Origin of the sequence: uncultured Metabacillus sp., assembly GCF_947503125.1 — a bacterium.
In the GTDB taxonomy this organism is placed as follows: domain Bacteria; phylum Bacillota; class Bacilli; order Bacillales; family Bacillaceae; genus Metabacillus.
On sequence record NZ_CANNCR010000040.1, the window covers coordinates 14626 to 41209 of the forward strand.

The 26584-nt window shown below is 36.3% G+C and carries 35 protein-coding genes and 3 pseudogenes; 7 read left to right on the plus strand and 31 right to left on the minus strand.

Translation table 11 applies throughout. The annotated features are described in order from the left end of the window. Positions 1 to 214: 214 nt before the first annotated feature. The 4 genes and pseudogenes from Q1B07_RS19430 to Q1B07_RS19445 form a co-directional block, all read right to left on the minus strand. Positions 215 to 1177: an ATP-grasp domain-containing protein gene (locus Q1B07_RS19430; protein WP_299093299.1), complete on the minus strand. Its 963-nt coding sequence runs from the start codon at positions 1175 to 1177 to the stop codon at positions 215 to 217. An 86-nt stretch (positions 1178 to 1263) separates the two neighbouring features. Further along, a complete protein-coding gene (locus Q1B07_RS19435; RefSeq protein ID WP_299093298.1) occupies positions 1264 to 1449 on the minus strand; it encodes a hypothetical protein in 186 nt (61 codons plus the stop codon). A gap of 260 nt (positions 1450 to 1709) precedes the next feature. Continuing rightward, on the minus strand, positions 1710 to 2849 hold the full coding sequence (locus Q1B07_RS19440) for a M20 family metallopeptidase (RefSeq protein WP_366945238.1): 1140 nt from the start codon (positions 2847 to 2849) through the stop codon (positions 1710 to 1712). A 526-nt stretch (positions 2850 to 3375) separates the two neighbouring features. Beyond that, positions 3376 to 3613 (minus strand): annotated as a pseudogene (locus Q1B07_RS19445) (hypothetical protein); the annotation flags it as partial. 169 nt (positions 3614 to 3782) lie between these two features. Between Q1B07_RS19445 and Q1B07_RS19450 the strand changes: the two are divergent. Then, complete coding sequence (locus Q1B07_RS19450) at positions 3783 to 4208, plus strand: CBS domain-containing protein (RefSeq protein ID WP_299093296.1); 426 nt, start codon at positions 3783 to 3785, stop codon at positions 4206 to 4208. A gap of 39 nt (positions 4209 to 4247) precedes the next feature. Further along, positions 4248 to 4547, plus strand: coding sequence for an MTH1187 family thiamine-binding protein (locus Q1B07_RS19455; protein WP_299093294.1), 300 nt, complete (start codon positions 4248 to 4250; stop codon positions 4545 to 4547). A 181-nt stretch (positions 4548 to 4728) separates the two neighbouring features. Here the strand turns inward: Q1B07_RS19455 and arsC are convergent, their stop codons facing one another. From arsC to Q1B07_RS19480, 5 genes are all read right to left on the minus strand, one after another. Then, complete coding sequence (arsC, locus tag Q1B07_RS19460) at positions 4729 to 5148, minus strand: arsenate reductase (thioredoxin) (RefSeq protein ID WP_299093292.1); 420 nt, start codon at positions 5146 to 5148, stop codon at positions 4729 to 4731. Positions 5149 to 5172: 24 nt separating this feature from the next. Continuing rightward, entirely contained in the window at positions 5173 to 6471 is a 1299-nt protein-coding gene (locus Q1B07_RS19465) for an arsenic transporter (protein WP_299093290.1), read from the minus strand. Between the two features lie 17 nt (positions 6472 to 6488). Next, the gene (locus tag Q1B07_RS19470) at positions 6489 to 6833 is read right to left on the minus strand and encodes a metalloregulator ArsR/SmtB family transcription factor (RefSeq protein WP_299093288.1); all 345 of its coding nucleotides are present in this window, start codon (positions 6831 to 6833) and stop codon (positions 6489 to 6491) included. A gap of 263 nt (positions 6834 to 7096) precedes the next feature. Next, positions 7097 to 7882 carry an SDR family oxidoreductase gene (locus Q1B07_RS19475; RefSeq protein ID WP_299093286.1) on the minus strand — a complete coding sequence of 262 codons (786 nt, stop codon included), beginning with the start codon at positions 7880 to 7882 and terminating at the stop codon, positions 7097 to 7099. 149 nt (positions 7883 to 8031) lie between these two features. Then, positions 8032 to 8769 carry an SDR family NAD(P)-dependent oxidoreductase gene (locus tag Q1B07_RS19480; protein ID WP_299093285.1) on the minus strand — a complete coding sequence of 246 codons (738 nt, stop codon included), beginning with the start codon at positions 8767 to 8769 and terminating at the stop codon, positions 8032 to 8034. A 192-nt stretch (positions 8770 to 8961) separates the two neighbouring features. Between Q1B07_RS19480 and Q1B07_RS19485 the strand changes: the two genes are divergently transcribed. Then, complete coding sequence (locus Q1B07_RS19485; RefSeq protein WP_299093284.1) at positions 8962 to 9570, plus strand: TetR/AcrR family transcriptional regulator; 609 nt, start codon at positions 8962 to 8964, stop codon at positions 9568 to 9570. Between the two features lie 185 nt (positions 9571 to 9755). Here Q1B07_RS19485 and Q1B07_RS19490 read toward each other — a convergent pair whose 3' ends face one another. Next, positions 9756 to 10001 (minus strand): hypothetical protein, encoded by a 246-nt coding sequence (locus Q1B07_RS19490; protein WP_299093283.1) that lies wholly within the window; start codon positions 9999 to 10001, stop codon positions 9756 to 9758. Positions 10002 to 10397: 396 nt separating this feature from the next. After that, a pseudogene (locus Q1B07_RS19495) lies at positions 10398 to 10661 on the minus strand (DUF2690 domain-containing protein); the annotation flags it as partial. 103 nt (positions 10662 to 10764) lie between these two features. On the opposite strand from Q1B07_RS19495, the gene Q1B07_RS19500 reads away from it, so the two are divergent. Further along, complete coding sequence (locus Q1B07_RS19500) at positions 10765 to 11271, plus strand: hypothetical protein (RefSeq protein WP_299093282.1); 507 nt, start codon at positions 10765 to 10767, stop codon at positions 11269 to 11271. A 121-nt stretch (positions 11272 to 11392) separates the two neighbouring features. Then, positions 11393 to 11554, plus strand: a complete 162-nt coding sequence (locus Q1B07_RS19505) for a hypothetical protein (protein WP_299093280.1) — start codon at positions 11393 to 11395, stop codon at positions 11552 to 11554. 184 nt (positions 11555 to 11738) lie between these two features. Here Q1B07_RS19505 and Q1B07_RS19510 read toward each other — a convergent pair whose 3' ends face one another. From Q1B07_RS19510 to Q1B07_RS19540, 7 genes are all read right to left on the minus strand, one after another. Next, entirely contained in the window at positions 11739 to 12068 is a 330-nt protein-coding gene (locus tag Q1B07_RS19510; protein WP_299093279.1) for a hypothetical protein, read from the minus strand. A gap of 128 nt (positions 12069 to 12196) precedes the next feature. Then, positions 12197 to 12403: a zinc ribbon domain-containing protein gene (locus Q1B07_RS19515; RefSeq protein WP_299093315.1), complete on the minus strand. Its 207-nt coding sequence runs from the start codon at positions 12401 to 12403 to the stop codon at positions 12197 to 12199. A 101-nt stretch (positions 12404 to 12504) separates the two neighbouring features. Then, positions 12505 to 13269, minus strand: coding sequence for a class I SAM-dependent methyltransferase (locus Q1B07_RS19520; RefSeq protein WP_299093278.1), 765 nt, complete (start codon positions 13267 to 13269; stop codon positions 12505 to 12507). A gap of 157 nt (positions 13270 to 13426) precedes the next feature. Next, the gene (locus Q1B07_RS19525) at positions 13427 to 13867 is read right to left on the minus strand and encodes an NUDIX hydrolase (RefSeq protein ID WP_299093276.1); all 441 of its coding nucleotides are present in this window, start codon (positions 13865 to 13867) and stop codon (positions 13427 to 13429) included. A gap of 70 nt (positions 13868 to 13937) precedes the next feature. Continuing rightward, the gene (gene fosM, locus Q1B07_RS19530) at positions 13938 to 14360 is read right to left on the minus strand and encodes a FosM family fosfomycin resistance protein (RefSeq protein ID WP_299093274.1); all 423 of its coding nucleotides are present in this window, start codon (positions 14358 to 14360) and stop codon (positions 13938 to 13940) included. A 34-nt stretch (positions 14361 to 14394) separates the two neighbouring features. Next, a complete protein-coding gene (locus tag Q1B07_RS19535; protein ID WP_299093272.1) occupies positions 14395 to 15426 on the minus strand; it encodes a S66 peptidase family protein in 1032 nt (343 codons plus the stop codon). A 33-nt stretch (positions 15427 to 15459) separates the two neighbouring features. Next, on the minus strand, positions 15460 to 16083 hold the full coding sequence (locus tag Q1B07_RS19540) for an NUDIX domain-containing protein (protein ID WP_299093271.1): 624 nt from the start codon (positions 16081 to 16083) through the stop codon (positions 15460 to 15462). Between the two features lie 317 nt (positions 16084 to 16400). Between Q1B07_RS19540 and Q1B07_RS19545 the strand changes: the two genes are divergently transcribed. Further along, positions 16401 to 16889, plus strand: coding sequence for a site-2 protease family protein (locus Q1B07_RS19545; RefSeq protein ID WP_299093270.1), 489 nt, complete (start codon positions 16401 to 16403; stop codon positions 16887 to 16889). A gap of 123 nt (positions 16890 to 17012) precedes the next feature. Here Q1B07_RS19545 and Q1B07_RS19550 read toward each other — a convergent pair whose 3' ends face one another. The 13 genes and pseudogenes from Q1B07_RS19550 to Q1B07_RS19610 all read right to left on the minus strand — a co-directional run bounded on the left by Q1B07_RS19550 (position 17013) and on the right by Q1B07_RS19610 (position 25866). Beyond that, positions 17013 to 17639, minus strand: a complete 627-nt coding sequence (locus tag Q1B07_RS19550) for a DedA family protein (protein WP_299093269.1) — start codon at positions 17637 to 17639, stop codon at positions 17013 to 17015. A gap of 262 nt (positions 17640 to 17901) precedes the next feature. After that, a pseudogene (locus Q1B07_RS19555) lies at positions 17902 to 18593 on the minus strand (class I SAM-dependent methyltransferase). Between the two features lie 127 nt (positions 18594 to 18720). After that, on the minus strand, positions 18721 to 19227 hold the full coding sequence (locus Q1B07_RS19560) for an NUDIX hydrolase (RefSeq protein ID WP_299093268.1): 507 nt from the start codon (positions 19225 to 19227) through the stop codon (positions 18721 to 18723). Positions 19228 to 19294: 67 nt separating this feature from the next. Beyond that, positions 19295 to 19981 (minus strand): MBL fold metallo-hydrolase, encoded by a 687-nt coding sequence (locus tag Q1B07_RS19565; protein ID WP_299093267.1) that lies wholly within the window; start codon positions 19979 to 19981, stop codon positions 19295 to 19297. An 85-nt stretch (positions 19982 to 20066) separates the two neighbouring features. After that, on the minus strand, positions 20067 to 20552 hold the full coding sequence (locus tag Q1B07_RS19570; RefSeq protein ID WP_299093266.1) for a GyrI-like domain-containing protein: 486 nt from the start codon (positions 20550 to 20552) through the stop codon (positions 20067 to 20069). A 263-nt stretch (positions 20553 to 20815) separates the two neighbouring features. Further along, positions 20816 to 22465, minus strand: a complete 1650-nt coding sequence (locus Q1B07_RS19575; RefSeq protein WP_299093265.1) for a catalase — start codon at positions 22463 to 22465, stop codon at positions 20816 to 20818. A 296-nt stretch (positions 22466 to 22761) separates the two neighbouring features. Beyond that, positions 22762 to 23235 carry a GNAT family N-acetyltransferase gene (locus Q1B07_RS19580; RefSeq protein ID WP_299093264.1) on the minus strand — a complete coding sequence of 158 codons (474 nt, stop codon included), beginning with the start codon at positions 23233 to 23235 and terminating at the stop codon, positions 22762 to 22764. Positions 23236 to 23258: 23 nt separating this feature from the next. Continuing rightward, positions 23259 to 23765, minus strand: a complete 507-nt coding sequence (locus Q1B07_RS19585; protein ID WP_299093314.1) for a GrpB family protein — start codon at positions 23763 to 23765, stop codon at positions 23259 to 23261. Between the two features lie 73 nt (positions 23766 to 23838). Continuing rightward, a complete protein-coding gene (locus Q1B07_RS19590; RefSeq protein ID WP_299093263.1) occupies positions 23839 to 24567 on the minus strand; it encodes an MOSC N-terminal beta barrel domain-containing protein in 729 nt (242 codons plus the stop codon). Continuing rightward, positions 24548 to 24694: a hypothetical protein gene (locus Q1B07_RS19595; protein ID WP_299093262.1), complete on the minus strand. Its 147-nt coding sequence runs from the start codon at positions 24692 to 24694 to the stop codon at positions 24548 to 24550. The genes Q1B07_RS19590 and Q1B07_RS19595 overlap by 20 nt, the downstream gene beginning before the upstream one ends. Further along, entirely contained in the window at positions 24682 to 24828 is a 147-nt protein-coding gene (locus Q1B07_RS19600; RefSeq protein WP_299093261.1) for an HIT domain-containing protein, read from the minus strand. The genes Q1B07_RS19595 and Q1B07_RS19600 overlap by 13 nt, the downstream gene beginning before the upstream one ends. A 146-nt stretch (positions 24829 to 24974) precedes the next feature. Then, the gene (locus Q1B07_RS19605) at positions 24975 to 25136 is read right to left on the minus strand and encodes a hypothetical protein (RefSeq protein WP_299093260.1); all 162 of its coding nucleotides are present in this window, start codon (positions 25134 to 25136) and stop codon (positions 24975 to 24977) included. Positions 25137 to 25362: 226 nt separating this feature from the next. Beyond that, a complete protein-coding gene (locus Q1B07_RS19610; protein ID WP_299833372.1) occupies positions 25363 to 25866 on the minus strand; it encodes a DinB family protein in 504 nt (167 codons plus the stop codon). Between the two features lie 361 nt (positions 25867 to 26227). On the opposite strand from Q1B07_RS19610, the gene Q1B07_RS19615 reads away from it, so the two are divergent. Further along, positions 26228 to 26467 (plus strand): hypothetical protein, encoded by a 240-nt coding sequence (locus tag Q1B07_RS19615; protein ID WP_299095856.1) that lies wholly within the window; start codon positions 26228 to 26230, stop codon positions 26465 to 26467. The last annotated feature ends 117 nt before the right edge of the window (positions 26468 to 26584 follow it).

Consider the following 26584-nt stretch of genomic DNA (forward strand, 5'->3'; position numbering starts at 1 on the left):
CATGCTTTTTCTATTTAAATGATCATTCTTCTAGAATAAAATTGTTCGTAACTAATGATTACCTATTATCATAACTCAATAAGTGGTACTGATAGAAGTTTTGGTTCATAAAACCAATAAAGCCGCAAAAAAATACACCTCCCATATGTCAGCTCTACTAACATATAGGGGGTGCAGTTGAACACGAAAGCTTCCATTTTTATCTCTTATCCGGTTATTCCTTCAAAATAAAACCAGCTCTCGCCATGTCTCCAAGGATATCTTCAACCTCTTCCGAAGACTTTCCGATCACAAGTCCAATGATCTTCGTTACCTGTTCCTCATCTGGAAAATAACCGGGATCTAATAAGCTTAACGGAATAAACTGTTGCTTATCTACAAATTTTTCAACCACTGGAATGGCACTGTCAAAATGACTCGTCCAATTGAAGTTGCAAAGTCGCATGAACGTTGTGGCAAATCTTTTTTGAATATCATTATAGAGCAAGAGTCCGCATGTCGATGCATTAAAGCGAACATTTAAATCAATAAAATAATATTGTCCTTTATAGAGCAGGACATCAAAGCCGGCCATTCCGATATATCCCTTATCCGCTATATTTTTCATGACTTCATAGCCGGTTTCAATAATGTCAGCGATGTTGTGATCAAACTCGGTTGTAATCCAGCTGCCTGAGAAATTGCCATCCTCTGTTACAAGTTGCTCTGATTTTCCTAAAAATTCAATTTCTCTCTCTTTGTTGACCATGTAATGAACAGAAATATTCTGCTCGTAAGGGATATACTCCTCAACGATGATCGATGATAAATCACCAAAGCTTTCAGTAATCTCATCCAGCTGCTGTTCCTCATTAATAAGCAAGACTCCGTATCCACCAGAGGTCGGGCGGCCATCCCCTGTTTTTAAAACAAAAGGCAGCTTCGGCTTTTCCTCTAAAATTTGTTCTAAGCTCATCATTCTTCGCTTTGGGATATGCTGTGAAGGAACAAGCTCAGGTATATTCCGTTTATCACATAAATAGGCTAACACTTTAGGGTCAACCCTGTATTGATCTGTTGATACCTTTTCTTCAGGGTGTGGATATTGAAAAATCATCTTTTTATTTTGATTAGACAGAAGCTTAAGAACGTCTATATATTCATCTTCAGTTTGATACGTATAAAGGATAGGCGGCACCTGGAGCCCTGCTTTTTTCAGCAATCTTATAGCTGGTTTTGTCACACATGCAGCATGACAAACAACCGGTGTGTTTCCAATTACGCTTATTCCCTTCCTGTGAGAGCGTCCAAGCTTAACAAATCCCCTGAATAATGCTGATAATCTTCAGCATACAATTTGGGATTGTAGATGATTTCTTCTCCGTAAATGTCTTGCATTGAATAAGCTGGACGAAATTTCATCATTTGTTGACCTTTCGTCGTTGTTAATCGTTTCGCTGCTTCTCCCATATTAAAACCTCCCTGAATTCACCATATTTTGTAAACTAGTATTTTCGTTTATTCATCGCTTTCAAAAACTTAATTTTTAGGAATTCTAGTATTCTCTTTCTACCTTTCATGTTTGGTATTATCTTTTTTATTCACTGAATGGACAAACCTTAAACCTAAATTTTTAAACGCTATATTTTTTTATGAAAGTATTGGTTTTAAAATAATGAAAAAGGGGAAGATTATCCTCCCTTATGAATCAGCCCATTTAAGCAAAAATACTACTTACTTAATTTTTCTATTGTTTTTGCAAGTAATGCTGTAAATTGAGGGAATGTCTTTAAATCGGTATACTCGTCTTTTTCATCATGTGAAAACTCACCCATCGGACCTATTCCATCAACCGTCGGTATTCCTTCAATTGCCGTAAAAGAGGCGTCAGATCCTCCTCCTGAACTTACCTCTCGTATCGACATATCAAGCTCAGCAGCAGCTTCCTGTATGACGTTAATGAGCTGCTCCGTCTCGTTTGTTTTCTGCATAGGCGGTCGATTAATATCACCCTTTAGCTTGGTACTGGTTCCTGATACATACTCCTCTTGAGAAATTTCAGTCATCTTCCTGACGATCTCGGCAGCCTGATGTTCCTCCTTAAAACGCACATCAATTTTAGCTTTTGCAGCCGATGGGACGGTATTTGTCGAGGTCCCGCCTTGTACCAATCCTACATTTACAGATATCCCTTCATCATAATCATTTAACTCCTGGAGCTTGAGGATTTTATGAGATATTTCCTCAATCGCACTTCTTCCCCGTTTCGGCTCTACACCTGCATGTGCACTCTTCCCCTTCACATCAAGTGTAAAGAGGCCAACACCTTTTCGCTCTGTCACAATCCCTCCATCTGGGCGGGAGCATTCAACGACTAACGAATACTGTTTGTTTTCAGCTGCCTGTTTAATGAGAGGCTTTGAGGTAGGTGAACCGATTTCTTCGTCACTGTTAAAGATAATATGCACATTTTTGTAAGCGTCAGATCCGGCTGCTTTTAACGCCTTTAGCGCATATAAAACCTGAACATGACTCGCTTTTTCATCATTCACACCAGGACCGAAGGCTTTATCTCCAATCACCTTGAACGGGCGTTTTGCCGCTTCTCCCTTTGGAAAAACTGTATCCATATGGGCAATAATCAAAATTTTCGGGTCGCTGTCACTTGTGGCTTTCACCTCCAAATGGTTACCAAGCTTTCGCTCAGGATGTACCTTTACAGTCATTCCGATCTCTTCAAATTTCTCTTCTAAAATTTCCCCTACTTCATCGACACCCTCTTTATTGTAAGTTCCGCTATCTGTATTCACGAGCAGCTCCAAAAGCTCAATCATCTCTTCTTTTTTATTTTCCAAATACGTTTCGATCATATTCCTCTCCTCATTTTTACTAGTTTATAGGTTCTATTACCCGCCACATTTGGAAAAATAAACATTCAGGGGATCTCCCTAAATAAGAAATGCGCAAGCGCCTTGGTCATCGCCGTACAAACTGGAGGAGCATCGACTGAGATAAAGGAAACACGGTGAGCGAAGCGAGCCGATGTTGACTTATCGTAGGGAGATGATCTGAAGTTTGATAGGCGATAGGCGCTGGAGCTAGACACCGAAACTTAGTACAGAATTTTATACTTTCCTATCACGCAAAAAAGGAATACTAGACTGCATATTGCGGTCCAGTATTCCTTTTTCTCGATAAAACCTATTTATTTCGTCTTGGATTGTTACGAGTATTCATTGGATTGTTTAGATCCTTCATGTTTCGACCTTGAAATAAATTTGTGTCACTCGTCGTGATATTCGATTGTTGCGGATTCTTCCATTCTGAAATACCAGGGCTTTGAATCGTCGTTTGCTCCACTTTATTACCTAATTTGTCCAGTGTACGACCAGCCGCTTCTCTTCCACCTAACCCGAAGGCCAATCCAAATGCAAGTGTGAATCCTCCCAAGATTAAGATAAATGCAGCATTCACAATCGTACTAGCTACACCTAATTGATTAAGTGCCATAAAGAAAGCTAATGTAATAATCGTATATTTAGCGATATTGCCAAGCAGCTTCCCTTCTGTTTTTTGTTTTACCATGCTCTTAACTACACGTTTGACAAGGTCAATCCAAATAAAATCCAATCCCAAAAAAGAATTAAAAAAATTGGATTATCGGCGAAGGGCTAAAGTTTCTTATACTATCCTCCATAAAATCTAATACTTTCTGGTGATAGTATAAAAGAATGTGTTTACAAAAAAAGAGGACGGGTATGCAAGAAAATGAGAACGAATAATTTATGAAGGAGGAATGAAACATGAATATTACCGAAGTTATGACAACCGATGTTGAAAGCTGTACACTTAAAAGCTCTTGCAACGAAGTAGCGATGAAAATGAAGGAGCTAGAGATAGGCTCAATGCCAATTTGTGAGAATGAAAGATTAGTAGGGATCGTAACCGATCGCGATATGGTGATAAAAGGAATCGCAAACAATCTATCAGGAGAAACGTCCATTTCGAAGCTAATGACCGAAGATGTCATAAAAGGAACGCCAGATATGTCCGTGGAGCAAGCGGCAGAGATCATGTCACAATATCAAATTCGCCGTCTTCCTATTGTCGAGGGTGACAAATTAGTCGGAATGGTCTCGCTTGGTGATTTAGCCATTCATAACAAATCAACGGAAAAAGCCGGAAAAGCCCTTGAGGATATTTCCGTTCCAGCCGAACCGAATCATTAATCTTTTGAATGGCCCAAAACAATACGAGGAGTGACAAAAATGCCATTATTGGAAATAAGCATCATTCCCATAGGAACTGATTCTACCAGCTTTAGTTCAGAGGTCACCAATGTTGTCCGAAAAATTGAGGAAAAAGGATTAACATATAAGTTGACCCCTACTGCAACCGTCATCGAAGGTGAAATCGAACAACTATGGGATATTGCCAAAGACATGCACCAAGAAGCATTATCAGCAGGCCCTGACCGAATTGTCACCAATATTAGCATCGACCATCGTACAGATAAACAAATGGACATGAAGCATCAGGTTGATACGGTTGAGAAGGAATTGGAATAGCTTGATAGACAAAGCTAGCACCCTCATACATGACAAAGTATGAGGGTCCTTCGTTACTTATTGCATAATCATTCCCCCATGTAAAATTATTTTTGATAGATTTTTACCTTTTGACCCTACCTACTGACGGGAGGGTAAAGCTAAAGCCGAGAGAGGTTCTCACGGCTTTTAATTGCAAATATTATTCTCCAGTTTTGGCGAAGCGTTCAATTCTCTCGCCAATTTCATCACGAACACGCTGGAAAAACGCCCATTTTTCTTCCTCTGTGCCCTCAGCTTTTGCCGGATCATCAAAGCCCCAGTGCACACGTTTAATATGTGGAGGTGTTACCGGGCAATTCTCTGCTGCATGACCGCAAAGGGTCACAACTAAATCCGCGTTGTTTAAGATTTCACGATCAATCACATCAGAAGTTTGATTTGAAATATCAATTCCCGCTTCCTTCATTGCCTTCACTGCATTCGGGTTTAATCCATGTGCTTCAAGCCCAGCACTTTTTACATCCCATTTGTCACCTAAATGCTTTTTTGCCCAGCCTTCTGCCATTTGGCTTCTGCAGGAATTTCCAGTACATAAGAAGTATATTGTTTTTTTAGACATGTTTATTGCTCCTTTTAAAGTAGATTAGTGAATGATAAGTAACCAAATATAAAGACCAACAAGCGTAATAAACAATGTTGGGATCGTTAAGATTATTCCTGTTTTAAAATAGGTGCCCCAAGAGATTTTCACATCTTTTAACGATAAGACATGGAGCCATAGTAGTGTCGCCAACGATCCGATCGGTGTGATTTTTGGACCTAAATCCGAACCGATTACATTTGCATAAATGAGCGCCTCTCTGATTACACCGGTCGTATTCGTATCAGAAATAGCCAATGCATTTATCATCACGGTTGGCATATTATTCATGATCGAAGATAGGACGGCTGCGATAAAGCCCATACCAACGGTTGCAGCAAATAATCCCTGATCAGCTGTTGCCTGGATTAAATCAGCCAACACATTTGTTAAGCCAACATTACGCAAGCTATAAACCACGACATACATACCAATTGAAAAAAAGACAATCGCCCATGGTGCACCTTTGACAACGGTTCTTGTATTAACCGCAGGACTTCTTTTTGCCATAAATAAAAAGAAAATAGCCACAATACCAGCGATGATGGAAACAGGGATTCCTAGAAATTCAGATGTAAAATAGCCAACTAGTAATATCCCCAAAACCACCCAAGACAAGTTGAACATCTTTTCATCACGAATGGCTTCAACCGGTTTTTTTACTTGAGATAGGTCGTAGTTTCTCGGAATGCTTTTACGGAAAAAGAGAAACAAGACCAAGATGCTTGCAGCTAATGAGAAAAAGTTAGGAATCATCATGCGAGTTGCAAACTCAACAAACCCAATTCCAAAAAAATCAGCGGATACGATATTCACTAAGTTACTAACTACTAACGGCAGTGAAGTGGTATCTGCGATAAACCCGCTCGCGATAATAAATGGAAAGACCATTTTCTCGCTAAACTGTAAATTTCTAACCATCGCAAGAACGATAGGTGTAAGTATTAATGCAGCTCCGTCATTAGCGAAAAATGCAGCGACAATCGCTCCAAGAATACTGACATTTACGAACATCTTTATGCCATTTCCTTGTGCAGCTCTTGCCATATGTAAAGCCGCCCATTCAAAAAAGCCGATCTCATCTAAAATAAGTGAAATAATGATAATGGCAATAAACGCTAATGTTGCATTCCAAACAATGGATGTTACATCCAAAACATCTTTTAAATCAACAACACCTACGATGAGTGCTAAAACGGCACCGCCACATGCAGACCATCCGATCGATAATCCTTTTGGCTGCCAAATAACCAGCGTAAGTGTGAGTAAAAAGATCACTGATGCCAAAATAATTGATGTCATTTTGTTAAATCCTCCATCTAGTCACACGAAATTCGTAAACCCTGTGCTTCTAATTCTTTAACCCGGTCATTCTGATCAGGCAAGTGCTCAAGGATGTTTTGAACAAGCGGATAGTATTCACTGCTTTTATTTAAAGAATAAAAAATCCACTGCCCCCTTCTTGATTCCTTGACAACTCCCGCATCTTTTAACTTACGAAGGTGCTGACTAATAGCAGGCTGGCTAGCCTTAAAAATCTCTACAAACTCACAAACACAACAATCATTAGAATCCAGCATTTTCACCATTGCCAGTCTTGTTTTATCACCTAATAGCTTCAAAATGACTGCAGCTTTATCAATTTCAATGAATGATTCTGCCATTGAAACACCTCCATTTTTCATTCGTATATTACTATATAATAATTTAATTATATATTCAATAAAAAAAGTGAAAGTGAGTGATAGATACGTAGAGGACGTGAAAAAATCTTAGATCGCACTGATTAAGAAGGGGCACTGATATTTTGAAAGATGCTGACCATTGGTTTAAGACACTGACACTGATATAAATCATCAAATTAGATCTATTGTTACAAATCTGGGCATAAAGAAAGCACGAGGCAGTCCCCATGCTTTCACATTTCTTAATATTTATAAGATTGTCCGCCATCGATTGGAATAACGGCAGCGTTGATGAAGTCAGCCTGGTCGGATAGCAGGAATGCCACTAAATATCCTACTTCTTCTGGTTTACCAAAACGTTTCATTGGGTTTGGCTCCACAAATTGTTTACCCACTTCTTCCCAGTTGTCTGGATCAATTTGTTTTAGCGAACCTTCAACCATTGGTGTCATGATGGCGCCAGGTGCAATGGCTTTGATACTGATTCCGTATTGACCATATTCAACTCCAGAGTTTCTTGTTAATCCAACCACACCGTGTTTGCTTGCTGCATAACCGGATTGGTTTCCTACTCCGCGAATACCGCCAACAGAGGCTGTGTTGACAATAGAACCAAAACCTTGTTCTCTCATGACTTTTAATACATGCTTCATTCCGTAAAACACACCATTCAAGTTAACATTGACTACTTTATGGAATTCCTCAATGCCGAAATCCTCTGTTAGGTTTTGTTTCCCTTCGATCCCTGCGTTATTGAAGAAGCTATCGATTTTTCCGAATTTCTCAACTGTTTCATTTACATAGTTTTCAACTGCTTTTTCATCTGCCACATTTGCCGTGATCAACAATACCTCTGCGTTTGGTGCAACCTCTAACACTTTGCTTTTTGTTTCTTCTAATGAAGCAGCATTTAAATCAACGAGTGATAGCTTTGCTCCTTCTTTTGCTATTTGTAAAGCAGATGCTTGGCCTAAGCCAGATCCTGCACCTGTAATTAAGACCACTTTTCCATCAAAACGATTGCTCATTTAAGTTTCCTCCTTTTTTACCAACTTAAGGGAATACCCTATCATTAATAGAGATATCCCTCAGATTATTCCCAATTAAAATATCTCGCATTAAAGATATCTTTTAGTAAGTATCCCCAGTCATTAATAGATCCATCCCGATGATTTTTTTATTGTGCCGTATATCCACCATCAACTGTTAATGTGCTGCCAGTCATGAATGAAGAATCATCAGAAGCTAAGAATAATACGGATTTTGCCATTTCCTCAGCTTGACCAAGGCGTTTTAAAGGTGTGGATGCAGCTAAAACTTGCTTGCTTTCTTCTGGAATAATAGGTGTATCAATAAAACCAGGGCATAACGCGTTAACTCGAATATTTTTTTCTGCGTATTCAAGTGCAAGTGAACGAGTTAAGTTAACAACACCGCCTTTTGCTGCATTATAGGCTGCTGAACCAGGTGATCCAACCAAACCGTACATAGATGCTGTATTCACAATCGCACCGCCACCTGTTTTTAACATTTCACGGATCGATTCACGTGCTACTAAGAAAACACCATCTAAATCAACATTTACGGTGTTTCGCCATTCTGAATACTCTAAATCATGTGAAGGGTGAACGCGGCCGATTCCCGCATTGTTGAAGACAACATCTACCTTGCCGAATGTTTCAACCGTTTGTTTAAAGATATTTGCGACTTCTTCTTCACTCGTAATATTTGCTTTTATAAAAAGAGCTTCAGTATTAAGCGCTTTCAACTCTACTTCAAAGGCTTTTCCTTTTTCCTCATTTAAATCAACAAGAACCACCTTGGCTCCTTCTGATACAAATAAACGTGCGGTTGCTGCTCCAATACCAGATGCTCCACCAGTAATAACAGCTACTTTGTCTTGTAATTTACCCATCATACATCCTCCTAGTGTTAAAATTTTCTCCTCATACTGGAGAAATGTACTAGACAGATCTACTATCAGTACTATATTGCTTACAATTTAATTGTACTCCTTTGTTCACATTTCACAATCATTAAGATATCATTAAGTGTCTACTAGTTAGACACTTATGATGAATCTGTCTATTTTGAGGGAGGTTTTTTCATGAATAACGAACAAATTACAACATCAGGGCGACAAAATCGTACAGAAGTACATTTAAAACAAGCATTAATAGAGCTTATAAAAGAGAAGGGCTACCATTCCGTTACGGTAAAAAACATTGTCGATTATGCCGCTTATAACCGCAGTACCTTTTATATTCATTACACGGATAAAATTGAATTAGCTGAAGATTTACTTGCTTCCATGTTTCAAGGTTTAGAAGCTTCAGTAGGCAAACCATATGTATCTGGTCACAAGGTTTATACCTCCAAGCTTAAAACATCATCTTTTAATATCGTTTCCTATATTTATAAAAACCGGGATTTTTTTGAGTTGATCAACTATGATGACACGTTACCAGGATTACATACACGGTTTCCGCAAACGATCTTAAAAATCTATAAGGAACAATTTATCTTCGAAACAATTAACAATATCCCAGTGAATATGGACTATTTCAAACGTTATACAGCCTATGGCTTTTACGGCCTCCTTCATAATTGGATCCAAAATGGTTTTATAGAAACTCAAGAAGAATTTATCCGTGAAGTTATTGAACTTACGAAAACACATATTTACTCATTTGAGTATATTGGGAATCAGGAATAAGGCCACGAACCAACTCAATATTGTGACTAAAAGAATACACGACAGGAGCTATGATTCTAAAGGTTATGATCATTTAAAGGTGTGGTGTTACGGTACATAAAACGACGAAACACCCTTTTTATTACATGAGGGTGTTCGTTAATAGCATAACCTATTAAAAGTATGGAACGTTATAGCTGGTAAAATCATCTCTTCGAGTGATGATTCCCTTCATTTCCTCTTTTGAAATTACCTGTTATCTTCGCCATTATTATTTGTATTGCCTTTTCATCTTCAGCTATGCTGATTTTCCTTAAAAACCTCTCTGCCTCTTTCCCTTTTAGAATTTTTACTTGTTTCCCATGATAATCTAAAAATACTGTATTATTTTTATTGATTCGATAACTAAAAGGAGTTTCGTCTAAACGATTTCGCTTATCAATATTGTCCATTAATTTCTCTTTCCTGGCCAACCGTCATTTTCCCAACTGCTTGCGGTCCAAATATCAAGACAAATTTTATATATCCTCCTTTATAATCATTATCTTTTACTATCTAATTCCCTTTGTTAGCAGTAATTCCTTCTTTAAGTAAATTTGCCAGTAATTGTTACAAATTGGAGGTATATCGGATTATAAACTGTAAAGTAAATTTGGGTTAAAATCCCCTTACCAGTAAATTCCATTAGGGGGGTAAGATAACGTGGTATTTGAAATTTTTGGAATGAGGTGAGTTTAATGAGAGCATTGAAGAGAATTTTGTCGTGTATTTCCATAACTGTTCTAGCATTTTTTGTCCTCTTCAGTACATCCAGTTTCTTTACCAGCAAGGCCTCTGCAGAAACCCATTTGACCTTTATTAATTTCACCATTTCCTCCAGGAGAAGCACAGCTATATTGCTTATTGTCAGTGTTTCGAACAACTAAGGCAGTTGCCTCTCCATCCGTTTTTGCAGGTCGACTTAGCGTGATTTTTGCCCAAGCCGTTTTGCATACTGTACTAAATTTCAACTCTAATTTTGCTGAAGCACCGTCTCTGTAAATGGTCACACTCTTTTTTGTAACTCCACTCGCAGCACAGCTGTTATAATAAGGACTCTTCCCATCGTAGGCCTGCCACTATTTCAAATAATTCCTGTTATCTTTTTTATTTTCCACAATATATATCGATTACCAATAACAAAAGATAATACAAAATAATAAGGAGCAAAAATACATGCAGGGTTTTATAGAAAATTTAGACTTAGGTGCCAAGGGACTGTGGTTTCCTGTTTCAGTAAGCATTTTATTAGCTGTTATCGTCCTTTTTATTCCTAAAAAGAACATTTCTTGGCGGGAAATCTATATTACATTCGGGGTTGTAGGGTTTGTTACTTGGTTTTGTGATGGTCTTGTTGCCAGGGAATTCGATCTCTTGGATCTAGGACACCCTAATAAAGCTGGACTTGGAGATACTCTTTGTTATACCTTTGTACCATCATCACTTGCCATATTATATTTAAATTACTTAACAAAAAATAACAAATGGAAGTTAACAATCATATTCACTGTCATATCGCTTCTCATAGATATTGGAATGGTCAATGTTGGGTATATGAACTATAAAGGCTGGGATTGGTTAATGTCAATTATTGTTTTTCTTATCGTTTTCGGCTTTTTATTACCAATTCATATTAGGCTCATTAGAAATGAAAATAACTTTGGGAAGTTACAATCCACTTAGATAAAAAAATGAGGACATTAATACATCTTTCTTTACTTGCAAAATTTTGGGGTTTATTTTTCCTTCCCTTCTGTTTTTTCTTCTAATTAAAACCATACTAACGATAGAAAGGAGGGATAAAATGCCGAACAAATCAATGAATAGATCGAAAGTAAGGACTTCTAATCAACAAGGCTATAAGGAAGAAATGAGTATGGAAAACTTGGCAAAGGAAGCACTAGCCAAAACCATTAGAGAAGGCGGGGCCTTTGCCCGGGAAAATTCTGATCGATTTAAGCAATAAAACTAAAAGCTAATATTATGTAGAATCCCTCTTGGATAAAATCATATTGGTGCCTAAGGAACAGGAACCAATATGATTTAGTTTTTTTCATATAAATATCATTAAACAAGTCGGTTATTTTACTAAATTGTCTTTCCCTTTCTTTTTTGCAGCTTCCAGTATCCTGCTGTATATAAACTTTTAGCTACCCTTTTACATTCCTTATTTTCTTGTTAGATAAGCTGAACACAAACCACCAAATAACTAAAAACAAGTACCCGATCACCACATAAATTGACCAAACAGCACCTTGCAGGAATTGAGCAAATATATATTCAAATTCATTCTGCCCTTCTCCTCTTCCAATACAACCTAACAAAGAAATGACCGGAACTGTCATTAAAAAAACGATGAGGGTAATAGACATTCGGAAATTACTTTTTCGAATTAGGCTATATATGACTGTTCCAAATGTTATAAACAAAAATGAATAATAGATTAGCCAAAACCAAGCTGGTAATGTCTCGGTACTCACATTTCTCACCTAATCTTTTGAAAGTTTCATCCTTCTTTAGTAGAACCAAATTTGTAAAACATATAAAAACAAAAATGGTTTCCACAGCAAACTAAAACATGTTGGCTGAATTGACAGCCAAACACCCTTTAACCTCCAAAAAATAAATCTAATAGGTTACTAGATCTTGATGACTTTTTATTATAAAGTTCGGAGTATCCGCAATTTGTACAGTATACAACTACAAAATGATTATGTTGAATATCCATGAATTTTGATAACCCAGTACCTGAGGTTGCGATTTCTTTCGTTTTAGCTCCATTATGGCCACACTTGATACATCCCTTTGCATTCATATTTATCACCCTTTTACCTTTTATAAAAGATAATACGAGATCTTCGTAAAAAAGTTTCATTTGATAAGCTTCCTATGAGCGATTTTTGAAAAGGGATGAATTTAAGTTTCTTTATGATTAAAAGCAACAATGACAAATCGATGCTCATAGTTTAAAATATAGCCATTCTTTGTTATTTCACGATAGGCATTCAACAGCTGATTAAAGTGAGCTTCTACATTAAACCCTGGAAACTCCCACTCGATCACTTTGGCATAATAAATAAGCGCTTCCATATTAAAAAACTTTTGGTATGGAAAATATTCATCAGCAAACATGATCTCAAATTTATGCTCGTTTAAAACTTCTAGCACAGTTTTCATAGTAAAGGTTTCATAGCTTGGAAGAAAGTTCGGAATAAGCATATTGGATAATCGTTTTCCATTTTCCCCGCCTACCTGCTGAGTAATGAACACACCGTTAGGTTTTAAAACTCTTTTTACCTCTTCAACACGAAAAGATTCGTGCCTATTTATAACAAGATCAAAATGATTGTCTGGAAAATCAATGATATCATCGTCGCCTATCGGGGCTAGCTTTATCCCTAAAGGAACCAATTTGCTCTTTAATAGATTTATATTAGGTTCCCAGCCTTCTGTTACCGATGTTTTTTCATAAGGATGATATAAAGATAGAAGGAATTCTCCTCCCCCTGTGCCCATATCAAGTAATTCTATATCTGAAGACAAATACTTCTTTACAATTTCTGTATAATCCCAGGGAAGTGTTTCATTTTCCCAGCTATCCTTTATATAAGAAAAATCCCATCCCTCAAATGGTACTTTTTCATATTCAAGCCATTCTTTTTTTAACTTATTTATGTTCATACTAACTATGCCTCCACTGTTTTTTTCTTTGTGGACGATACAGTTAACTGACAGATACTAGGTTAAACTCGATACAGGCTCCATCAGATTTACTAACTGTATCGAGTAGTTAATTCGTTTCATGTTAATAGATTGTCCCCTTTGGGATAATTTGTTTTCAGGAATTCTGAATAACTCTTTTTCTAAGTAAATATGGCACTGTTGTTTTACTGTATATCATTCCTTTTGATTCGCTTGTTATATGTATGTATTTTTCAGCTTTTTGAGAATCCATCCAAATGATTTCTTCAATTTCTTCTGGCATTGAAATGTTCATTTCCCCACCGATTATTTTCCCGCTAAAAGTAAAGAAAATGGCGTGATGTCCTTTTTCTTCGAAAAATGCCTCGCCGACAGAGAAAACACCATGTATTTCTACATCCAAGCCCGTTTCTTCCTTTACTTCTCGAATGGCAGCTTCTTCTAATGTTTCTCCTTGCTCAACTGCTCCACCAGGAAGTGTATAATAGAATGATTTTTCTCCCTTATTTTTAACCATCAATACATTTTCTCCCGACTCATCAAAGAGCAGTACATATGTAACATCTACTCGTTTCATTATTTAAAATCCCTCCTTTTTTATGACTGTTATTAATTAATCGTTATCATTTTAAAACTCTAGGAAATAATTAATCGTAAAAATCCATATGTATTTTTTCCCGTCTGTAATAATCCAGTCTGTCATGCAGCGTACCTGTATGAAATTCAAATTTATGGCCATCAAGATCGGTAAAGTAAATGGATTTTTTATCTCTTTCATCTCTTGGGCGGCCTGAGAGGATCTTTACCTTTAACTTCTTTAGTTTGTTGTAGAGATGATCAAATTCTGCTTCATCTATTGAAAAAGCGATATGTGTGTATGATTGCAAGATTTCATTACGGGGAATATCCTTTTCTTCATTAAGCGCAAGCCAGATCCCATTTAAATCGAAATAAGCAGTGCTTCTTCCCTTAACTAACAATCTTGCATCAAACACATTTTTATAAAATTCGATTGAATCCTCTAAATTGGACACGGAAAATAATAGATGGTTAAGACCTTTTATTGACACTATATCACCCCAAAACAAAGGATAAAATTTTTGACTATTCCACTCCACTTTCTAAAATGGCAAACGTCTTCTTCTCACAATTAATTTCCGCCATTGCGCCATATGGCAAAATACATTTAGGTTCAGTATGGCCAAAATTCAAGTTATACAAGATTGGCAATTCCTCCAACCGATATTCCTTCATCACCGATTTTATGGCTTCTTTATATTCATCGTAATATTTCTCGTCTTGTGGTTTACCAAACACAATACCTTTCGCTTTTTGCAAAATTCCTTGTGTCGCATAATTTCGCAGCCAATATTTAATAAGATTAGGTTCCGGCTTTTCCTCAGATGTTTCAAAGAAAAGAATGCTATCCTCCCAATATGACTGATTCGGCCAAATGTCGGTTCCTTTCGCAAACTCAAGTACCTCAATACAGCCACCAATCAAACGTCCCTGTACGACTCCGGAGCCTTGAATCACCTCGTAACCTGTGTTCTTGTTCATTTTACGCCTTCGGTGCTTATTGGCTATATCCCATTCCAAGTACTCACTAGTCCATTCCTTAGCTGGTTGAATATCGCCAATAACTTCATTTGAAAAAAATGTTCGCTTTACCATTTCAATCGTATATGGATCCATTTCCACATTCTCTGCAAAATCAACTAATATAGCTGGACCGTAAAAGGAGGAAATCCCTGCTTTATGGCAAAATAAATGTGAAATCGTCACATCTGAATAACCTACAAATATTTTTGGATTCGCACGGATTACTTCAAAATCAATATAAGGAAGTAAGCGGATGCTGTCTTCTCCACCGATATTCGCAAAGATACCCTTAATTTTCTTATCTTTAAATGCCGTCATCAAGTCTTCCGCACGCGCTTGAGGATGGTGATAAAGATAGTCTCCACCTTTTAAGCTATTCGGCATTGGGATCACATTAAGGCCAAATACTGCTTCTAATCTCTTTACACCTTGCTCATAACGCCATCTTATTTCAGGATCACCCGCTCCTCCCCATGACGTACTGACTGTCGCGACTAGATCTCCAGGCTGCAAGCCCTTTGGTTTAATCAACATTTTGGCACCACCTGCTATCGATTTTTTATGACTCTATTCAATCCGTTCTATTATTTTTAAGATAATAGATTTATAGTATGAAGGTTGATGTGGAACAAATTTATCCCTTCCCACATTTTCTTCAATCAAGATTTTATCCCCGGCTTTATTTTGTTTAAATCCCTTTACCTTAATTGTTTCTTTTTCACCTAGCCAAAGTTTGGCAAAATCGTTGAATGTAGCTTTCACAATACCTGAAACCTCTTCAGCTTGAAGTGTAAAGTCATCGAATGTATGATCACTTATATATAAAAAAGCGTTTGCTAATTCTTTATCGATGAAATTTTCTTTTATGACACAATAATGAATGATGCCTAATGGTACTAATTCGTCATAAAGAACATCTATTCCTATTTCCTCTTTTATTTCTCTTATTCCATCCTTAACCGTTTCATCAGCCAACAAATGTCCAGCAGCCGTAATATCCAATAAATTAGGATAATCTTTTTTAGTCTCGCTGCGAAGTTGCAAATAAATATAATCGGTCCCTTCTTCTTTACTAATGAACCAGCAATGAAACGCTTCATGCCAATATCCTATTCTATGTACATCCTTACGGGAAGCAACACCGATTTGATTTCTGTCATCGTCAAAAATTTTTAATTGTTCCAATTCCATTTATCTATCCCAAAAATGATTCCAATAATAATATCCATTTTTGATCTCCGTGTGCTCTTATATTCTTAAAAAGATAATAACATTAAACCAGAAAATGTAAATGGGAATTTTGTTAATAAAACGAAATCATACAAATGGTAAAAGGCGAGTTCATCATTAAGCAAAGCACACGTATACAAAATATAAATAATCTCTTTCTCTGCCTATCTTGGAATCTGAAAATATCATAATAACAAAAAGCTTTTCTATTAAAAGGTTTTGTTTTTATTAATTTTGGGAAGGTGATTTAAAAGCATTGTTGAAAAAGGGGGATTACCTTGTTCGGCTTTGAAGACATGTGGACATTCTTTCTTTCACTTTTCTTAGTATTTCCACTTGTGACCATCATCCATCAAATCGGCCATTTATTTTTTGCAAAGCTTTTCGGCTGTCATGTAGATATCCATATCGGCACAGGAAATATGCTGTGCAAAATAGGCCCTCTTTATATCCGTAAGCTTTACTTTTTTGATGGTTGGTGTAAATATAAAGCATTACATCAAAAGAAGAATGGAAAAGCGAAAAGGATTTTTGTTTATCTAGGCGGTTCTATCTTTAACATCGCAGCCATTATCCTTGTTAACGGCTTAATTCTTCAGGAAATTCTTCATCCTAATATTGTACTGTATCAATTTGTTTATTTTTCTGTTTACTATGTGTTTTTCTCTCTATTCCCTACTGATCTCTCAAATGGTTGCCCAAGTGATGGCAAGGCCGTAATCAACATCGTTTTTAATAAGCAGTTTGAAAAAGACCCGATAAATTAACCCTTTTTTATAAAGTCCTCTTTATAATAAAAAAATTCACAATAAAAAACTCGTCATTAAGAATGACTGAGTTTTTTATTGGCTAAATCTTATCAAGTGATAGGTCAAATCTTTTGCAGTCGTTTACTCAGATTCCCCTTTGTGAATGTCTTGTTGGTTTCTTAGCCGATTACGCCATTTATATAGAAAATAAACAACAATTGTACAGCATAAGATAAGTAAGATAAATAGCAAGAAATGCTCAATCCAAGCAAAAACAAACTGCCATTGATTCCCAAACACATAACCGATACCAATGAATACCAATACCCATAAGAATGACCCTATATAGGCATACAAAGCAAATGTCCGATAGGGTATATGCATGATACCCGCAAAGTAGCTGTTAAACTGTCTAACACCAGGCAAGAAGAAACCAAAAAGAAGCATTTTATTCCCATATTTTTCATAAGCATTTCTCGTTTTCTTTAAATATTTCGGCTTCAAATGCAGCCATTTACCGTATTTTTCGATTAGTGGCATACCAAACTTGTTTCCAATCCAATATGTAATTGTTATACCCAACAATGCTCCTGAATACGCCGCAGCAAGCGCTGGTAGAAAATCGAGAATTTTTTTGTAGGATAAATATCCGGTGTATGCTAATGTCGAGTTTCCAGGAGGTATTGGGGAAGCAATTAGCTCCAAGGGAAGACCAATCAACAACACTAAATATCCATACTGAGCAAATAAACGTTCAACAATTTCCATAAACTCTCCTCATTCCCGCATACTATATTCATTGTGTTTACTATAGAGGAAAGACGGATTTCTTATGTCTATATTTTGTCCAATATTGTTAGTATTTGTTGATTATTTAACTTTATACAATAAAATGGTATCAAACTTTACAACCAAACATACATCTAGTGTCATTTCAAACCCTTTCCTAAAAGCAAAAAAGGAACAATTTCTCTCCAGAGGGATCGGGTGGATACTGACGACTAGACCTGTGGGAAAACTAATAGTTAGATCATTTACTTTTTCTTACAACGTAAGTTATTGCATTTGTTTTTAATAATATATCTTTATTATTCCGCACTATTTTGAATTCCAAAGGCTTTACTAATTGCATTAAAACTTCCCATCCATCGTAATTACGTTGTAATTTGCGGATCATATCTTCTGTACGGATGTTAATTTCCAATAAGGCATCTACTTTTTTATTTGTTTTTATATCAATCTCTTCTACTCCCGAATTGATAATAATGCAGTTAATTCCATCTATTTTTGTTCCTTCTTCCATTTGCCTAAAGACATGTTCAAGGATCGTTTCTGAAGCCACATGCTCTAAACTAGATACAGCAACAATGAGGTCATAGCTATTTTGTTTAATTTGATAATCCCCTATATCAGCTTTTTCTAATACAATTACATCATTAACACCATATTCTTTACTGTATTGACCCAATTTTTCTAACGCCGATTCTAATAAATCAACACAGACAACCTTACCATTATGATCGCCTATAGGAATACTGTTTCTTCCCACTCCACACCCTAAATCTAATACCTGGATATGGTCTTTTTTTAATAAAGGCAGTAATCCAGCACTGTTTTAACGGGTTTAGATAGCCAAGAACCTTCTTCAAATAGTTTATAATTCTCGTAACAAAAATCATGGTACTTCTTTTCCTCTTTACGAATAAAATCAAGTTTGTTCATAGTTCATCATCCTCCGATAAACCTTCTATATTGAATAAACTGTTACCTTCTTTACTATCAAAAAAACGATCCTTCGTTTATTGAAGCATCGATCTCATTAGTAAAGAAAAAATCATTATATTTCATACTAATTTATTATTGGTATTTCCTTACCATTAACCCAATCAAGTATAAACGGTTTTTGGCGTGGATTTATATGAACAGGCAGATCGGTCTTTCGGAAAAACTTGTGATCTCTACTTTCGACATCAACTTGTTTTAACTTTCCTTTGTATTTTTTAGAGATAAATATAACTTGAACACTAAATACCTTGTCTCCATTCGGATATCGAACAAAGCATTGCTCTCCTGAATATATACCAAACAAATCTAAACTAGTTACATTTAATCCAGTTTCTTCATAAACTTCTCTCCTCGCTGTTTCTTCGAATGTTTCTCCAACCTCCATCATTCCACCTGGGATACACCAATTATCTTCATCAGTACGATGCTGTAATAATATCATACCGTTATCTTCGATAATAACCCCACACCCTACTGTTAATAGAGTTTCATGACCAATATGCTTTCTCATTTCTTTTATGTAATTCAATTTATTAATCGCCTTCCCATAATAATTTAGATGGAACCGCATACTTTAGTAATCTTTCCATTAAATAAAAATGCCATTTTTCTTATTAAGAAATAGTGTCCCTTTACCACTAAAAAGTAAATTTTCCACCATGGTAACAATAGTAATGTTCGGCTTTAAGATTTTTAAGCTTTGCCAAAGACTGTTTTGCTTTCTCAAGATTTAAACAAAAGTGAGGGTTAGCAATAGCTAATTCATGATTCTCTTTAACTGCTGCATCACCTGTTATGATGCTTTTTAAACTAGGAAAATATAAGGAGATATGCCCTGAAGTGTGGCCAGGTGTTGCTACTACTCTGCATTTGTTATTCAAAATCATATCTCCATCTTGTACCTTTCTATCAATTGGGACATGCTTCAAACTTTTTAACTGCTGTATAAACCACGCTCCAAATTCTTGTTCTTCATCCGGCAAATTTTCTAGCATTTCTTCGGCTTGAACCAATCTCTCTGACTTCTTTTCACCACAAATGTATTTTGATTCTATTTCACTAGCTATAATGCTTATCCAGGGATACTTTTCTTTGAAATCATATAAAGAACCTATGTGATCATCATCATAGTGAGTAATGATGATATTTTTTAGATTTTTCATTTCATATCCACTTTTAATAATTTCATTTTCAATTAACGTCAAAAAATTAGCATACCCTGTATCGACCAGGGTTAGTTCATTATTTAAGATAATTAAACTAGGATATATGGTATTTTTTTGTCCATTAAATTCAAATTCAATTGGTAGTTCTATTATTTTCATCTTTCCTCCATACTCTCTTTCTCTCATTTCCCCACAAAAATGGCACGTTACGCCAGATTGATGAAACAAAAGGTACGCAATTTGTTTATTGATTTTTTATCGGTACATATAAATCAACCTTGCATTTCCCTTCTGGATCTTCAGCAGGATTATTCAAATTAAATTCAAGATTAAACCGGTCATAATCAGCTTCATACTTGCTAGTTGCTAACCATTCTTCATACATATATTTATAAGCAAGATTCAATTTTTCCGGTGTATCATAAAATGAATACAAAGCATATTGCCCGCCATCTAGCTTTCTAAATTGAATGCCATTATGAATATGTTTCTCCTTTTCAAAACCCTCTGGAATCGTAACACAGGCATCGTGACGACAATTTTCTCCATATACATCATCTGGGTTATCTAATGATATTCCGATAAAACTTTGTTTAGGTGGATAAAGTCCATTATTTACTGCCCAATTAACCAATCGTCCCCAATGATCTTCTGTTGATTTAAAATAACTTCCAAACCGTCTAACAAAAGCTACCTCTAATTCAGGCAATTCCTTTATGGCAATGTTCATTTTTATCATCTCCTAAAATGTAAATAGTTTCCTTTAAGAGCATTCGCTATCCAACATAAAATTTCCTTTCATAAATCAAACTTCCTGTTTATTTGTCAAAAAAAAACAATGCCATTCTAATAGCATTGCACATGATCGCTTAACAAGTTATAAATCAAATTCTCAGCTAATAACACTTGTTTTACAAAAGTTTTTCCATATAAAAAGGGCTGCCCAGTCAGGTTATAATCACTAACCATCTAAGACAACCTATTACTTCTTCATTAATAAGGATCAGCTTCGTGGCTTTTGTTCACAGCATCTCTTGTTGCTTCGTTCGCAGCTAATGATCCTTGACCATATTTCGATTGACCTGCTTCACGGCCTGGAACCTTGCTTTCTGTTTCCATTTCTTTCATTTCTTTCATTTTCATTTCTAGAGCTTCTTTTACACGACGGCCATAGTCTTCATCTGCTTGTGTGAAGTGCTCAATCATGGCATCCTGAATTCGTTTATTACATGCTGCAAGAGCTTCGGATAGGTTTTTGATCAATTCATCGCGCTCCCAATCTTCAAAGCTGCGGTATGTGTGACCCGCTTGTCCGTAGTTGTTAGGACGATCAATAGGCGCACTCATTGCTGCCGCATTATACGTTGGCTGATGCGGCGGATGATTTTCTTTACCTGCCTCCTCAAAGCCGCCGAGCATCGATGGTTCATAGTTAATATGCGGATTTTCTCCAGACTCTTTCGGATCACGTATATCCATTTGGCCGCGGTGCTGGTTCGTACGAACAGGAGCTTTCGGTGCATTCACAGGCAATTTCAAATAGTTCGCTCCTACACGATAGCGCTGTGTATCGGAATATGAGAATGTACGGCCTTGCAGCATTTTATCGTCTGAAAAGTCCATTCCATCGACAAGAACCCCTGTACCAAAGGCTGCTTGCTCAATCTCTGCATGAAAATCCACTGGATTGCGATCTAGAACCATCCGACCAACCGGCAACCATGGAAACTTTTCCTCCGGCCAAAGCTTCGTATCATCGAGCGGATCAAAATCAAGTTCCGGATGGTAATCATCCTCCATAATCTGGACAAAAAGCTCCCATTCCGGATAATCTCCACGCTCAATCGCTTCATATAAATCTTGCGTCGCATGACCTACGTTCTTCGCTTGAATTTCGTTTGCCTCTTCTTGTGTTAAATTACGGATCCCTTGCTTCGGCTCCCAGTGATACTTTACAAGCACAGCCTCACCTTTGTCATTTACCCATTTATAGGTATTTACCCCAGACCCCTGCATATGGCGGTATGTAGCGGGAATCCCCCATGGAGAGAATAGGAATGTAATCATATGCGTTGCTTCAGGTGTACGTGAAACGAAGTCAAACATGCGCTCAGGATTTGGCACGTTCGAAGCAGGATCTGCTTTAAATGCGTGAATCATATCAGGGAACTTCATTGCATCACGGATAAAGAAGATTTTCAGGTTGTTCCCAACCAAATCCCAGTTGCCATCTTCGGTATACATTTTTACTGCAAAGCCGCGTGGGTCTCGTGCGGTTTCCGGCGAATCCTTCGCTCCTGCCACTGTAGAGAAGCGAACCATTAACGGTGTTCTCTTCCCTGCACCGGAAAATACCTTCGCGCGAGTATACTTTTCTACCGGTTCGTCTCCAACTTTTCCGTAAGTTTCAAAGTAGCCAAAGGCTCCAGTTCCTCGGGCATGCACCACACGCTCCGGCACCTCTTCTCGATCAAAGTGGGAAATTTTCTCAATGAAATGGTAATTCTCTAGAGTTGCGGGGCCACGATTGCCAATTGTACGGATATTTTGGTTATCCCTTACAGGATGTCCCTGGCGTGTTGTCAGCGTCTCACGTTTCACATCTTCTCCGTTTGAAGCATTCAACTCTTTATTTTCTGCCAAAATGAAACCCTCCTCAAAAATAATTACTCATTTATCTTTCCACTAAATAGAAAATTTATACAGAAATAAGTTCATTGTATAAAGAAAAGGGATCCTTCCTTAATGAAGAATCGCACATAATTGATGAACAGCCAATAACTGTTCATTTTGATAAAGATATTTACTTTCGTTCTTCATTAACCTTAAAAGCCTTGGGTATATATGTAGCTATCACCTATTTTTCAAATAATGATACTCAAAAGAACACCCATCTTTATCAAGAAATAAGCCTATTTATAAAATAAGCAGCTTTTTAATTAAACCAACTGTTTCACAAATAGGACTCTATCTTGATTTGGTCCATCATAGTCAGTAAAGACAGAAACACCATTAATTGTTTTATCTCCTTTTTCAATCTCAAACCCCATTTTGGTATGATACGCTATCGAAGCTTTGTTAACAGGAGACGTTACACAGCGGACAATGTTCCGGTCATTTTGTTTCACTTTATTAAAAAATTCGTTGTATAATGTTTTTCCCATATTATGTTTTCTGTAATCAGGATGAACTCCTATAAAGTGAATATATGCCTCATTAGGATGTGATTGAGATAGAAAGCCTATCAGAAAACCTATTATTTCCCCTTCCTTTTCAGCAACGAAACTTGTGTTTGTAAAATGATCAAAGAATAATTTCGATAGCTTATCAGACATTTGTCTTCCGCCCCACCACTCATTTATTAGAGGTGATATGGCATAGTAGTCTGATCCTTTTACTAAACGAATTTTCATTATTAGTCCCCTCTAGTTTAAAACTAATTATTAAAGAAACTCCATTTAAGAGATTTTTCAACAAGCTCATTTACAAAAGCTTCTTTCTCCTTTTGGTACCGATGCGTATCAATTGGAAACTGTTTTGCTAATACAAGTTTTAATTCACCATATTTTTTTGCTTCTTCTGGATTGTTTAACAAGTAATTTTTAAAACTTAAATGTTTTTCGATATTCTCGTTACCAACTTCATAGATATGTACATGGTGGGTTCTTTTCTCTTTGCCTTTAGGAAAGTATCTTCTGCCAGATATTCCGTTTTCGCCTCTTGGTTCATATCCTAAAGACCTCATTTTTTCATTGTATAAATCAACATGTTCAATATTTCTAACTACTACTAAAATATCTATTATTGGTTTTGCATACCCTATTGATTTTACAGAGGTACTTCCAATATGAAAAATATCAACCAATTCATCTCTAAATAGTTCCTTAAGGATCCTCTCTTCACTAGCGTATAATTCGGCCCATTCTTTTGACCAGGGAACAATTTCAGTTTTTCTAAACTAACCAACTCCTTTTTTACTTAATTGTAAAATAAAGACGCGTTAGTAGTTAAACGCGTCATCTTAGCAAAACCACTTCATCACCCAAATGAATTTGACCGGTCTTTATAACAGAAGCATAAACGCCAAAATGATTTTTTCTTTCCTTTACAATTGTTTTAAGCAAAGAGGCATCTCGGTCTGCATTTTCAGGATCCACGGTAATAATCATGCATCTTTCACAATGCCTTTTTAATTGGATTTCTACTTCACTTCCAATTTTGAGATGTCTTCCGAACCATTCTTCTTCTATAAACGGAATTTTTTCCTGTAACGATATGAGTAAATTAGGCCGGAACCGTCTATAATCGACATCTGTTTTTCCCCATATATCCTTTAATTTCATTAATGAGGCATCTGTTACAAGTTGAATATGTTCTTCTTCAATTGCCCCTAAAGGTACACGGGCAGGTGTATAGGTAATCGGCGAAATGGTTCGTTTCGATTTCCTTGCGATTTCTTCAAGGAGTTCTTCATCTTCCCAATTCATAGCCTTACCCTCTGGCGTTATGACTTCTACCTTAGGGTATTGTTCCATTGATTCTTCTCCTGCAAACCTTGCTTTATATGTAACCATCTCTGGGAATTGAGTGATCGTTAAAAACTTTCCCTTTCTCGTATCATCTAGAAAAGCATGGCTGCGGTCCCCGTATAAACCATATTCCATTATGTTTGTTTTTTTCACACTCTCCCCGGAAAATGACTTCACAGGATGGCGAACAATTTCCTTAATATGACCGATTAACATGTGACTCACTCCTTCTATTAAATTTTCCTGCTTCACCAATATGTTGATCATCAAATAGTACGCCGAAGATCGTTATTGAACTAAAGGTGAACCCGTTCATTGAATAAGTACCATTTACATTTCCCACTTAAGCTGTCTACCTCCAATAATATGGTAATGTAAATGATAAACCTCTTGTTGTCCGTGAGTTCCTGTATTAGTTATGACTCTAAAACCCGTTTTATCTACACCAAGCTTTTTTGCTACTTTTTGAATTCCCATATGTATCTTTAGTATTACATTTTCATCTTTTTCTTGTTAGTTGTGTCTAACAATTGGGGTGCAGTTCAACTTGGAAGATCCTTTAGTTACTTGTTCTATTTAAACGGTCGTATTTCTCCCATTATTTCAACAATAAGATTTTGTTTCTATTTTAGGTTTACCATTTTATTTCGAAAATGCTGAATGGTTAAAGCTACATCATGCAAGGTATATGGGACATTTTTAAAGTAAATACCCTCACTTTTTATCCATTCAACTGCGATATCTAATGCTTCTACATCTTCATTTAAGTATTTTTCTTTTGACAAAAGAAACTGCTTAATGGATATCAATATTTTCTCGTAAATTGCTTTATCAATATTCGAAAAAGGTTTTGTTACTAAAGACTTTCTAAAGTGATTGAGAGCGTATAATTTCTTATATACTTGTTATTGATAAACATGCAAAAGAAAAAGCATGTTTTGAAAAAAAGATTGATCATTTCTGTGATCTTTTTTCAATAAAAGCTCCCTATTGCGGAAGACTTCTTTATTTTTATTTAGCGAATTCCTTTTCAGGCAACCCCAATATGTCTGTATTTTTAGGTATATGACCAAGTAGACGTAGCATTGCGACAATTTGTCCTTTATGATGTGATTCATGAGTAATTGAATGGATTAGTAATTGATGTGGCGTTTTTCTTACAAACCCACCGCCCGCTTTCCAAGAAGGCTCTTTTTCGATAAACTCATCAAATTTGTTTTTGAAATGTTCAAATACACTCTCTACATATACATCAGCTTGTTGAAAATAGCGTTGAATATCATCTATCTTCATATTATTAATTACTTCCTTCGTAAATAATGGTGATGATGTTTCTGAAAGTACAAAAGAACCTAGCCAAGCATGATAGCAACCTGCCAGATGAACTAAAGAATCTCTAATACTCTGAAAACCAAATTCTAACTCTTTAGTAAAGTCATCTTCATTTAATTCTCTACACTGGTCTAATAAAATCTGACGTGTTTGTTTTACCCATTCATATTCTAGCTTTTCCATAGCATCCTCCCATCCCTTAGTTATAAAGGAAAATTTTTCTTTTTACTATACACCACTTTACATTATCATTACACCTAATTTGTTTTTTATTGAGCTACCCTAAAGGTAATTAATACGCCTTCAAAAAACCTTTCTACTTTAGCAATATATTTTTCATCCATTATGCTACAATCTGGCGCAATTGTTGAAAGAAATCTATGATAAAACTAGTTCACATACGATGTTATCGGCAATGAAAAGGATTAGGAATTTTTGGATATTACCTCTTATTGAAGTCATAAGAATCAAAAAACAGTCTTTTAGAATAAAAGATGATTTTTATGTGCAAAACATAAAAGAATATAATTATAGGAGGATTAGAATGAATCACGAACTGGATTATGATCGTGACTATGACAGCGAAGATGAATTATCTAAAAAGTCACTAAAACAAAACTTACAAATGTCGTTAGAAAGAGAGAATGAAATGATGAAAACATACTTAATTATGGCTGAACGTATACATGACAATGAAGAACTACAAAACCGACTGCGTAATTTTGCCGAGGGTAATGCTAAACGTTCTCGACAATTGATGGATGAAATAAAAAATAATGTATAGGCTATTTATTCTTGATTAACAGTATGAAGCATTATCTGCATGAACAAAAGCGCAAGCGCCTTGGTCATCGCCGTACAAACTGGAGGAGCATCGACTGAGATAAAGGAAACACGGTAA